11 protein-coding genes and 2 other annotated features (1 of these 13 cut by a window edge) are annotated in these 11,929 nt (G+C 42.1%); all 11 genes read left to right on the top strand.

Annotation, left to right across the window (positions count from 1 at the left end; all coding sequences use genetic code 11):
* Positions 1–22: 22 nt before the first annotated feature.
* The 11 genes from mutM (at position 23) to thrS (ending at position 11,650) form a co-directional block, all read left to right on the top strand.
* On the top strand, positions 23–847 hold the full coding sequence (mutM, locus tag ACOSV2_RS10255) for a DNA-formamidopyrimidine glycosylase (protein ID WP_428974970.1): 825 nt from the start codon (positions 23–25) through the stop codon (positions 845–847).
* A 68-nt stretch (positions 848–915) separates the two neighbouring features.
* A complete protein-coding gene (ytaF, locus tag ACOSV2_RS10250; protein ID WP_428974969.1) occupies positions 916–1,548 on the top strand; it encodes a sporulation membrane protein YtaF in 633 nt (210 codons plus the stop codon).
* A gap of 25 nt (positions 1,549–1,573) precedes the next feature.
* Positions 1,574–2,179 (top strand): dephospho-CoA kinase, encoded by a 606-nt coding sequence (gene coaE, locus ACOSV2_RS10245; protein ID WP_428974968.1) that lies wholly within the window; start codon positions 1,574–1,576, stop codon positions 2,177–2,179.
* A 453-nt stretch (positions 2,180–2,632) separates the two neighbouring features.
* Positions 2,633–3,661, top strand: coding sequence for a glyceraldehyde-3-phosphate dehydrogenase (locus tag ACOSV2_RS10240; RefSeq protein WP_428974967.1), 1,029 nt, complete (start codon positions 2,633–2,635; stop codon positions 3,659–3,661).
* Positions 3,662–4,273: 612 nt separating this feature from the next.
* The gene (gene speD, locus ACOSV2_RS10235) at positions 4,274–4,660 is read left to right on the top strand and encodes an adenosylmethionine decarboxylase (RefSeq protein WP_113969581.1); all 387 of its coding nucleotides are present in this window, start codon (positions 4,274–4,276) and stop codon (positions 4,658–4,660) included.
* Positions 4,661–4,791: 131 nt separating this feature from the next.
* Positions 4,792–5,172, top strand: a complete 381-nt coding sequence (locus ACOSV2_RS10230; protein ID WP_397552003.1) for a cytosolic protein — start codon at positions 4,792–4,794, stop codon at positions 5,170–5,172.
* 82 nt (positions 5,173–5,254) lie between these two features.
* Entirely contained in the window at positions 5,255–5,710 is a 456-nt protein-coding gene (nrdR, locus tag ACOSV2_RS10225) for a transcriptional regulator NrdR (RefSeq protein ID WP_113969579.1), read from the top strand.
* Positions 5,711–5,778: 68 nt separating this feature from the next.
* A complete protein-coding gene (locus tag ACOSV2_RS10220; protein ID WP_428974966.1) occupies positions 5,779–7,167 on the top strand; it encodes a replication initiation and membrane attachment family protein in 1,389 nt (462 codons plus the stop codon).
* A gap of 12 nt (positions 7,168–7,179) precedes the next feature.
* The gene (dnaI, locus tag ACOSV2_RS10215) at positions 7,180–8,112 is read left to right on the top strand and encodes a primosomal protein DnaI (RefSeq protein WP_428974965.1); all 933 of its coding nucleotides are present in this window, start codon (positions 7,180–7,182) and stop codon (positions 8,110–8,112) included.
* Positions 8,113–8,465: 353 nt separating this feature from the next.
* Positions 8,466–9,332, top strand: a complete 867-nt coding sequence (locus ACOSV2_RS10210; RefSeq protein ID WP_428974964.1) for a putative sporulation protein YtxC — start codon at positions 8,466–8,468, stop codon at positions 9,330–9,332.
* A 73-nt stretch (positions 9,333–9,405) separates the two neighbouring features.
* Positions 9,406–9,660 (top strand) — a binding site (T-box leader).
* Between the two features lie 58 nt (positions 9,661–9,718).
* Positions 9,719–11,650, top strand: a complete 1,932-nt coding sequence (gene thrS, locus ACOSV2_RS10205; RefSeq protein ID WP_428974963.1) for a threonine--tRNA ligase — start codon at positions 9,719–9,721, stop codon at positions 11,648–11,650.
* A 174-nt stretch (positions 11,651–11,824) separates the two neighbouring features.
* Positions 11,825–11,929: a sequence feature (ribosomal protein L20 leader region), on the top strand; it runs 33 nt beyond the window's last position.

The raw sequence follows: 11,929 nt of genomic DNA, 5'->3' as shown, positions 1-11,929 counted from the left end.
AGTTTGATAAGGAGGTGGCAGAGTGCCGGAGCTGCCTGAAGTAGAAACGGTCAGAAGGACGTTAGAGCTTCTTGTTATTGGGAAGAAAATCAAAGACGTCTCGGTTTTTTGGCCTAAGATGATAAAAAGCCCCGACGAACCCCATGAGTTTGTTCATAGCTTGAAGGGGCAGGAAATACTTGAAATGAGAAGACGGGGGAAATTCCTGATCTTTTATTTAAACGATGTGGCCATGGTTTCTCACTTGAGAATGGAAGGAAAGTACAACTTGTCCGACAGCCAGGATCCCATTGAAAAGCATACCCACGTCATATTTCATTTTACGGATGACACAGAACTCAGGTACCGTGATGTCCGCAAGTTCGGGACGATGCACCTATTCAGGAAAGGGGAGGAATTGTTTCATTTACCCCTCCTGCAGTTGGGACCGGAGCCATTCCAATCCGAATTTACAGCAGGTTACTTGGCTGAAAAACTGGGCAAGACAGAAAGAATCGTGAAAGCCACATTATTAGATCAGACGGTCCTTGTAGGGTTGGGGAATATCTATGTGGATGAAGCGTTGTTCCGTGCAGGGATACATCCTGACCGAAAATCGAAATCTCTTTCACAGGAAGAAATTGAACATTTGCACAAAGAAATCATTCATACCCTGACCGAAGCCGTTGAAATGGGAGGAAGTACGATTCGCTCCTATGTGAATTCTCAGGGACAAATGGGTATGTTCCAACAGAACCTCTTCGTTTATAGCCGGAAAGAAGAGCCTTGTCGAAAGTGTGGTACTCCCATTGAGAAGAAGGTATCAGCAGGAAGAGGGACGCACTATTGTCCCGATTGCCAACGTTAGAAAGAACAATTAACATCTGATAAGCCCTTACCATATAGTATTGTAATGATTTTTGGGAGGGCTATTAGATGAGTGAAACAATCTCCTTATTACTGCTGGCGTTTGCTGTAAGTCTTGATAGTTTTAGCACAGGTTTAACTTACGGATTACGAAAAGTGAAAATCCCTACAAAATCAATCAGCATCATATCCATTTGTTCGGCGAGCTCCTTACTGTTGGCCATGTTGCTTGGTCAGACCATCGGATCCATTATCTCTCCGCTTTGGGCTGGAAGGATCGGCGGGCTGATTCTGGTTGTGATCGGGGCGGCGGTACTGTACCAGTTCTTTAGACCGGAAAAAGAAACGGTATTACCCCAAGAAAAAACGTTAATTAACTTTGAGATTAAATCGATAGGATTAGTGGTTCAAATTTTAAGAAGGCCGTTAACGGCAGACTTTGATAGATCAGGTACGATTACTGGTATTGAAGCATTTATGCTTGGAATCGCACTGTCATTGGATGCATTCGGTGCCGGAATTGGCGCAGCGTTATTAAATTTCTCGCCGTTCATACTTACTTTAGCCATCTTGGTGATGAGCTTTACATTTTTATTCTCAGGATTAAAAATGGGGGAATTCTTCTCTCATTTGCGCTGGATCCATCGAGTGTCATTTCTCCCGGGAGTTCTGTTGATCCTTATAGGGATCCTGAGGTTTTAATGGCTGACTAGAAAGGAATAGGATAATGGCTAGCATTATAGGATTAACAGGTGGCATTGCAAGTGGTAAAAGTACAGTGTCGAAAATGTTAAATGAAAAAGGCTATACGATCATTGATGCTGATCTTGCTGCCCGTATGGTGGTGGAGGTTGATCAGCCGGCTTACCTTGCGATTGTGGAAGAATTCGGTGAACACATACTGCACGATCACGATTCAACCATCAATCGGGAAAAGCTCGGCCAGATCATCTTTAACTCTGAAGAAAAACGAAAAAAGCTGAATGGAATCGTTCATCCTGCCGTCAGAAGCATGATGCTCGCCCACAAAGAGGAAGCCATTGCAGCTGGTAAAAATACGATTATCATGGATATCCCCCTATTATTCGAAAGTGATTTGACGTGGATGGTAGATCGCACAGTCGTAGTATACGTGAACCAAGAAACCCAACTATCCCGACTAATGGAGCGGAACCATTTCAATCAGGAAGACGCATCATCCCGCATCGCTTCTCAATTCCCCTTAAAGGAAAAAGCAAGCCTTGCCGACGCAGTCATCAACAACAATGGATCTCTACACGAGACCAAAGAACAACTTGATGCACTACTAGTCGAGTGGGATCTAAAACCATAGAAAGACAAATGAGCTGACAAGGAAACCTCTTGTCGGCTTTTTATTTTGATCTTATGCTATTTGAATAAATGTTTTACACTCATTATCTTTTGAGAGCTAGATATCAAAGTTGAGTGTAGCGGAAGGTTGCTCGACTCCTGCGGGAAAAGTGGGACAGGTGAGACCCCGCAGGCGAAGCCGAGGAGGCTCACCGCCCACCCCGCGGAAAGCGAGCAACCTGGAGCGGAACTCAACCAGCACTTACCCGTAAAAAAAGACAATATAAAAGTCCGGAGCCTCGAAAAGGATGTATGAATTCAAACCACAAAAATATACATTCAATAAGCCTATTGTCAGAATAATAAAACATTAAAAATCCGCAAAATACTTATTAACATATTCTCTAAATATGTTATACTATTTTTAGCAAATAATCATATAAGTATAACATTAATATAGAGGGGAGCCGGATTTATGAAGGCGAAAATTGCAATCAATGGTTTTGGACGTATTGGGAGAATGGTTTTCAGGAAAGCAATATTAGAGGAAAACTTAGAGGTTGTAGCCATTAACGCAAGCTACCCGGCTGAAACATTAGCACATTTAATTAAGTATGACACAAATCATGGAACATTTCAGGCAGATGTGGTGACGGAAGATGATGCACTCATCGTCAATGGGAAACGTGTCCTACTATTAAGTAATCGTGATCCTAAAGCTTTGCCTTGGGGCGAATTAAATATCGACATTGTGATTGAAGCTACAGGAAAATTCAATTCGAAAGATCAAGCGAGCCTTCATTTAGAAGCGGGAGCGAAAAAGGTCATCCTGACAGCTCCGGGTAAAAATGAAGATATTACAATTGTGATGGGTGTAAATGAAAGCGCATTAAATATTGAAGAACACAGCATCATTTCAAATGCATCTTGTACGACGAACTGCTTAGCGCCGGTTGCGAAGGTACTGGATGAGCAATTTGGTATTGAAAATGGACTTATGACGACTGTCCATGCTTACACAAATGACCAGAAGAATATTGATAATCCACATAAAGATTTGAGAAGAGCCAGAGCGTGCGGTCAATCGATCATCCCGACCACGACTGGTGCAGCCAAAGCATTATCATTGGTTCTGCCTCAATTAAATGGCAAGCTTCACGGAATGGCATTACGTGTACCTACACCAAATGTTTCCCTAGTGGACCTGGTTGTGGATGTGAAAAGAGACGTAACAGTAGAAGAAATCAATGAAGCTTTCATTACAGCATCTGTTGGTTCCTTACACGGAGTACTGCAATACACAACGGAACCATTAGTTTCAATCGACTTTAATACAAATCCTCATTCAGCGATCATCGACGGATTATCCACGATGGTAATGGGAGATCGAAAAGTCAAGGTACTGGCCTGGTACGATAACGAGTGGGGCTACTCATGCCGCGTCGTTGACCTGGCTAAATTCGTTGCATCAAAAATGAACGCCAAACAAGAAGTCAACGTTTGAAAGAACCCAAATAAACAATAAGCTTCACCCTTAAAACGTACCTTTTCCGGTGCGTTTTTTTCTTTTATTACACTTTTTATAAGTAGTTTAATCTTACAACTTTTTTATATGGTTGATATATCCAGTTCCTTTGGCAGAAAGTTTATTTAGGGACGTTTTTATTTGCACCTATCTGTCAAAACATGTAACTAGTGTAGTAGCATAGAGACTCGACTCCTGCGGGAACAGCGGGACAGGTGAGACCCCGCAGGCGCAGCCGAGGAGGCTCACCGCCCGCCCCGCGGAAAGCGAGTGCCTGGAGCGAAAAGGAACGGTCAACGTTTAGAACATAATCCAATACGCACTTTACTATATTGGGCGATAACCCGCATAATCTAGTTGCAGTCAATCGATCGTCCACCCATATAAAAAAGTTTATAAAAATTTATTGCAAAAGAGTTTTAAACAAAGTATACTATTTTTCGTGAACTTCTTATTAGCAAATGAATACTGATTTAGCTACTTAAAGGGTTAGGACCTCTTCGGACTAACTTTCCCCCGTGGTAGTTAAGATTTTGCCAAAGGACACGTTCATTTTGACGAAAAAAATTATGTCAAAGGGGGAAACACGAAATGGAAACAATGGGTCGTCATGTAATCTCAGAATTATGGGGTTGCGATTTTGAAAAATTAAACGATGTAGTAGGAATTGAAAAAACATTCGTAGATGCTGCGCTGAAATCAGGTGCAGAGGTACGTGAGGTAGCTTTCCATAAATTTGCTCCTCAAGGTGTTAGTGGAGTTGTGATCATTTCAGAATCACATCTGACTATTCACAGTTTTCCTGAACATGGTTATGCCAGTATTGATGTATATACTTGCGGTGATTTAGATCCTAACATCGCTGCTGAATATATTGCAGATGCTCTTGGTGCTGACACACGTGAAACAATTGAATTGCCACGTGGTATGGGTCCTGTACAAGTGAAGAAGTCACAGGCTCAAGCTCAAGCCCTTTAATCGAAGATAACTCAGAAGAGATGCGTATTAGATGCATCTCTTTTTTTATGCTTTCGTACAGGAATTGATTTTGAATTTTCATTCGTGTGGTTTTCGTGTAAAATAAGGGTAAATAAAGGGAGGAACTTTATATGAGCGGAATACGTACTTTTTTTAAACGATTTCAATCAGAATGTGAGACATCTGATCAGCACGAAGATAAAGACCTGAAATCACGCTATTATAAATCCATGCATCAAGGTGCATTTAATGCAGTTTTAGAATTATTCTCATCCTCTGAGTATGAGGTGATTTCCCAGTCCAAGGACAGAGGGGAAATTACGGTCCGTAAAAATGGTACTCCCCAACTGTTTATCGTCGCAACGGTCATCACGGTAAGACCTTTTGAAACGGCAGTCGATTTCAAGGTCAGCGCGGATAGAGGGAAAGTCTTTGGTACATATACGGTCTTAAAAGCACAGATTAACCATTATTATCAAAAGCTTGACAGCGAATTGACAAAAGTGAAATAACGGTAAATCCTTTATTAGCTTGTGTAAGTCGCAGCTTTTTTATATGATGAAAGTAATAGTATGTAATAACGGAGCTGATATTATGAAGTGCCCGTCTTGCCAGCATAATGGTACACGAGTAGTGGACTCCCGACCTGCTGATGAAGGACGTTCAATCAGGAGAAGAAGAGAATGTGAAGTATGTACTTTCCGCTTCACGACCTTCGAGAAGGTTGAGGAGCTTCCTTTAATTGTGGTGAAAAAAGAAGGGGTAAGAGAAGAGTTTAGTCGAGAGAAGATTTTGAGAGGGTTGATCAAGGCTTGTGAGAAACGCCCGGTACCTCTTGAGAGATTAGAAAAGATCTCAACGGATATTGAAAAGGACCTCCGTAATCAGGGTGCTTCTGAAGTAGAATCGGTTAAGATCGGTGAGATGGTCATGGATCAACTTGCTAAGGTAGATGAAGTTGCATACGTACGCTTTGCATCTGTGTATAGACAATTCAAGGATATTAATGTATTTATAGACGAACTGAAAGAATTAATAAAAAAAGAGTAGAAGAATGAGCTGAAGATGTAATTCTTTAGCTCTTTTCTCTTTATTTTTTTGAAAGGTAGAATCCAACTATGATGAAGAAGCATTGGAATGAAATACAACCAATCGATCACTACACGGTAGGGACAAATGGGATTCTTCAGGAATACGATCGGAAAATCATTACGTTTCTGTACCAGCCTTTAATTGGTTCGGTTTGTTACAGTCTTTATATGAGTTTGTGGGGAGAAGTAGAAGAAAACAGACTGTGGTCCACACATTCTACTCATTATCATCTGATGAACGTTCTGTCTGTTAACCTTCAAGAAGTATATGAAGCGAGAATGAAGCTTGAAGGGATAGGGTTGTTAAAGGCGTTCGAAAAAAGGGACAACGAGGATCGGAGCTTTCTTTATGAACTGCAGCCACCTCTTACCCCTCAGGAATTCTTTCATGATGGCATGTTAAATGTGTATCTTTACCGGAAAATAGGCAGGACTCATTATTTGCGTTTAAAGAAATTCTTCACTGACGAATCGGTAGATAAACAGCAGCACGTAAACATCACCCGGTCCTTTCAAGATGTTTTCACATCGGAACAGATTAATTTTCTCCAACACGATGCAAATATGGATTCCGAGACTAAGTCTGGTGAACAATATATGAAATATGGGAAGAATGGTGGTCTTCCACTGGATGATATCGATTTTGATTTTCAGTTATTACTGGCAGGGTTATCTGAATCCATGGTTCCACGTAAAGCCTTTACGACTAATGTAAAGGAAACGGTTCTGAAACTGAGCTATCTGTACGGTATTGATCCTCTTCAGATGAAAAATATCGTCTTAAGCTCCCTGGATGCAGATGATACCATCGATATAGAGTTGCTGCGCAAAACCGCACGTGATTGGTATGGGGTTCAGACAGGTGATCAACTGCCCGATTTGACTGCGAGAATAGAGACTAAAGCGCCTGTGAAATCGGATAAACCCCGCACGAAAGAAGAAGAGCTTATTGATTATTTGGAAACAACGTCGCCCAAGGATGTTCTATCTGACATATCAAATGGAGGAGCTCCTTCTAAGGCAGACCTTCAGGCTGTTGAAGAGGTGCTCATGTCACAGAAGTTGCCGATTGGTGTCATGAATGTCCTGGTACAATATGTTTTGCTGAAAACGGACATGAAGCTTACAAAAGGATATATGGAAAAAATCGCGTCCCATTGGTCGAGGAAAAAGGTGACGACTGCAAGTGAAGCGATGGAATTAGCCAAAAAAGAACACAAGCAGTATCTTGAGTGGGCTGAAGGGAAAAAGGAAAATAAAACGAATAGACGAAGAAAGCCGACTCGTACGGAAAAACTCCCGGAATGGTTCCAGGAAGGTGAAACCGAGAAAGAAATTGATTCTTCCCTTGATGGATATGATTTCGAAGCAGAAAAGAAGAAACTCGAAGAAGAGCTTAAAAATTTTCGGAAGTAGGTGAACGTAGCGGTGGAGAGAATAAATAACACCCTGAAAAAGTTGGCGGCTTCTGGTTCGTTTCAACAAAGATATGAGCAAATGAAAAAAGAGATTCTTGAAAACAATGATGTGAAGGATTTTATTCGCAGGAATGAAGGCCGTGTAACAGGGGAAATGGTAAATGAGAGTCTGATGAAGTTATATGAATATATCTCTCAAAGTAAAGAATGTCGATACTGTCCTTCTTTACAGGAGTGTAAGAATATGATGGAAGGGTATGACCCTCACTTGGTAATCAGAGGCAACACCATCGACATCGATTACCATCGCTGCCCTCGAAAAGTCATTCACGATGAAAGAACGAGCGCACAGCGTCTAATCAAAAGCCTGTATGTGCCGAAGGATATTTTACAAGCATCCTTCTCAACCCTGGATCTTGATTCGAAAAGCCGATTGGAGGCAGTTCGATTAGCGAAGAATTTCGTGGAGAACTACACGGAAGGTACAAAAATGAAAGGACTCTATTTTTACGGCAAGTTCGGAGTGGGGAAGTCCTATTTGTTAGGGGCGATGGCCAATGAACTCGCTGAGAAAAAAATCGCGTCCCTGATTGTGTACGTTCCTGAGTTCTTTAGAGAAATCAAGCAATCGCTGGGAGACAACACGGTAAATGAAAAGCTGGAAATGGTTAAAGTGGCACCGATCCTCATGCTCGATGACATCGGCGCAGAAACCATGTCAAGCTGGGGAAGAGATGAAATCCTGGGAACGATCCTCCAGTACAGAATGCTTGAAAACCTCCCGACATTCTTCACCTCCAACTTCAACTTCAACGAACTGACGCATCACTTGACGTACAGTCAACGGGGAGAAGAAGAGAAGCTGAAGGCTGCACGAATCATGGAGCGGATTAAATACTTGTCCCAGCCTGTGTTGATTGATGGGCGAAATAGAAGAGAATAGAATGAAAGAGAGGAAATTGCATGCGATTTCTTCTCTTTTTTTTGTGCATTCGACACTTTGATGTGTGCTTTTTGAAATTTTTGTAAATCAGCTGGATTATTAGGGGAAACGGCCGGATTATTGCAAGAAATGGCTGGATTATGGAGGCTTTCGGCTGGATTTTCGGAAAAAACGGCCGGATTAACGGCAAAGTCGGCCGGATTACTCATCGTGCATGGAAACTAATGCAGGTTCATGGAGTCCATAACGACATAGATTCAAAAAGAAACAATTAATTCCCTCATCAACTTCTAAATGATACAAGCCTCCCATATATATAAATCAGGGATTTGGGTTTAAGGAGGCGAGAAAGTTTGATTGAATTTATTTTCAAGCAAAAAAATGATGCGTTAAAGCTTCAAGCACACCTCAATAAAGAGTTCATCCAATCATGGTTCCATGAAACTCTCTTTCAACATACAACTCACTATAATCTGACGATAGAGGTTTCCCCTTTCTTCAAGGAAAGAGAAAAACTATTCAATGGGGTCTCCCACTTTGTTTTAAATGATAAATGCATGGACTGGTCCGAATCAGCCCTGAAAGAAAATTACTTCTATGAAGATGTTGATGAAATCAATCAAATATTAGAAATCGTATCAGAGATGAGGATGGGTGAACGACCTGAATTGATGGAGCTGATCGGTGAATGGAACGAGGCCGAATACGTCCATGACAGTCTGGAGCTTTTGTTGGAAGGGAAGGCCCCCATATCGTTCGACTCCTTCAGCAAGTTCAGGCTGAAGAAGCTTCAGGAGAGACTGCTCCTCATGCTGGATCTTGCTATTGATGAATATAAGATGGAGCAGGAATATCAAATGTTTGTCCATATGCTGCGTGAGTATCTGGCATCGAGGGAGCAGAAAATGCGGACGATCCATCTGTACTCGACGGGTTACGGCTATCGTTTCTTTGATGAAGACATGAAAGAGGTGACACGGCAGGAATTGACGAAGGCGATTGATAAACGCCTTCTGACGAATCACCCGTTATACGTTGATTCATTCACCATAGCTCCGTTATTATCCCTTGCACCGGAGAAGATACTCGTGTACGGGAATGGGGACCATCAATTAATCAGGACGCTTCAGAATATATTTGAAGAACGGATCGATCTTTTGCCGTTGAGTTACTTCCCTGATACACTTCTCTATCCTTCCTGGGATATCGCGAATGAATAGGCTTCTTATTTTATGGAATGCTCTTGCTTTTCAAAACATAACCGATTATAATACCTACATAATAAGTCAATAAATAAAGGTTATGATGAGGACAACAATATTCCTATTCCATTCACAGAGAGGGAAGTCTCCTGGCTGCAAGCTTCCTAATTCGGTAGTGATATTTACCACCTCGGAACTTCAATTATGAACTGAATCTTGACGGATTCACAGTAATGATTGACGGCTAAATGTCGTTATTCGTTTTCAATGAAGTCATTGTCTGTATTTTGCACACAATGAGAAGTTGGGTGGAACCACGAGTTTACTTATTAACCTCGTCCCTTCAAGCGTGAAGGGGCGGGGTTTTTTATGCTTTATAGAGATTACTTAAGGAGTGAAATCACATGTCAGAAGTAGTGAAAATGCAGTTCCCTGATGGAAATGTCAAGGAGTTTCCTAAAGGGACAACAACAGAAGAGATTGCTGCGTCCATCAGTCCCGGACTGAAGAAGAAGGCGTTCGCTGGTAAAATAAATAATGTATTAATTGATTTACGTACAGGGATTCAAGAGGATGGGGCGATTGAAATCGTTACACCTCCAGGAGAAGATGCCCTGGAAATTCTTCGTCACAGTACAGCCCATTTAATGGCACAGGCGATTAAACGCCTATATCCTGAAACCAAACTTGGAATCGGACCTGTCATCGAAGGCGGATTCTATTATGATATTGATTCCGAGCACACGTTCACTCCTGAAGATCTTCCGTTGATCGAGAAAGAAATGAAGAAGATCACTGGAGAAAACCTGGAAGTGGTCCGTAAAGAAGTAAGCCGCGACGAAGCACAGAAAATGTATGAAGAAATTGGTGACGAGTATAAGCTTGAATTACTTGAGGCGATTCCTGAAGGAGAACAAGTCTCCATTTACGAGCAAGGAGAATTCCTCGATTTATGTCGTGGAATCCACATTCCATCCACTAATAAAATTAAAGAGTTCAAGCTGTTAAGCATCGCTGGGGCTTACTGGCGCGGAAATAGTGATAATAAAATGCTTCAACGCATTTACGGTACAGCCTTCTTCAAGAAAGAAGACCTGGAAGAGCATCTGCGTCTTTTAGAAGAAGCGAAAGAGCGTGATCACCGTAAAATCGGTAAAGAATTGAATCTATTCATGAACTCGCAAAAAGTGGGACAAGGCCTGCCGATGTGGCTGCCTAAAGGTGCCACGATCCGTCGCATCATCGAGCGTTATATCGTTGATAAAGAAGAGCGTTTAGGCTATGACCACGTGTACACACCTGTCATGGGAAGCGTTGAGCTATACAAAACAAGCGGTCACTGGGATCATTACCAAGAGAATATGTTCCCTGTCATGGAGATGGATAATGAAGATCTTGTCCTTCGCCCGATGAACTGCCCTCATCATATGATGATTTACAAAAACGACATTCACAGCTATCGTGAGCTTCCGATCCGGATCGCCGAGCTTGGTCTGATGCACCGTTATGAATTGTCAGGAGCACTATCAGGACTTCAACGTGTTCGTGGGATGACTCTGAATGATGCCCATATCTTCGTCCGTCCTGATCAGATCAAGGAAGAATTCAAGCGTGTGGTACGCCTGGTTCAGGAAGTGTACAAAGACTTTGATCTGAATGACTATTCCTTCCGTCTGTCTTATCGTGACCCTGAAGATACTGAGAAGTACTTTGATGATGATGAGATGTGGAACCGTGCACAAGGAATGATCAAGGAAGCCATGGATGAACTGGACGTTGAGTACTTTGAAGCAGAAGGGGAAGCGGCATTCTACGGCCCTAAACTGGACGTTCAAGTGAAAACGGCCCTTGGGAAAGAAGAAACGTTATCCACTGTTCAGCTGGACTTCTTACTTCCAGAGCGCTTTGACTTAACATATGTAGGGGAAGACGGAAAGCAGCATCGCCCGGTTGTTATCCACCGTGGTGTCGTATCTACAATGGAACGCTTCGTGGCATTCCTGATCGAAGAATACAAAGGAGCATTCCCAACTTGGCTTGCTCCAACGCAGGTTCAGGTGATCCCGGTTTCTCCGGATGTTCACTTCGACTATGCGAAAGAAGTGAAAGAAAAGCTTCAGTCTGAAGGGCTGCGTGTTGATATCGATGACCGTAATGAAAAGATCGGTTACAAGATCCGTGAAGCGCAGATGAGTAAAGTACCTTACATGCTTGTGGTGGGGGATAATGAAATCAAGGAAACGGCTGTAAACGTCCGTAAATACGGAGAGCAAAAATCAGAAACGATTTCCCTTGACGAGTTCATCGGCCACATCACAAAAGAAGCCAAGCGATAAGAAGAGAAAGAGGGACGGACCTTGCATCAAGGTCCGTCCCTCCCATATAAATTTCAAAAAACTATTGCACTCTCCTTAGATGTCTGATATTATGAAATACGTTGTGATATTAAATGATTATTTGACAGCGGTATTGTCATGTGATATATTATCTAAGGTGAATTGAATACAGTTTGGTACAAGAAGAAGCTACCCGCTTCTCACCTGAATAACGCGTTCAGCTGTTTACAGGTATGTGATTGACTATTAAAGCCATTATATATGCTTAATAATCAGGTG

The sequence above is a fragment of the Rossellomorea sp. DUT-2 genome, from assembly GCF_052665285.1.
Note: the sequence above shows the minus strand (reverse complement) of the source record. Positions and strands in the feature narration are given on the sequence as shown.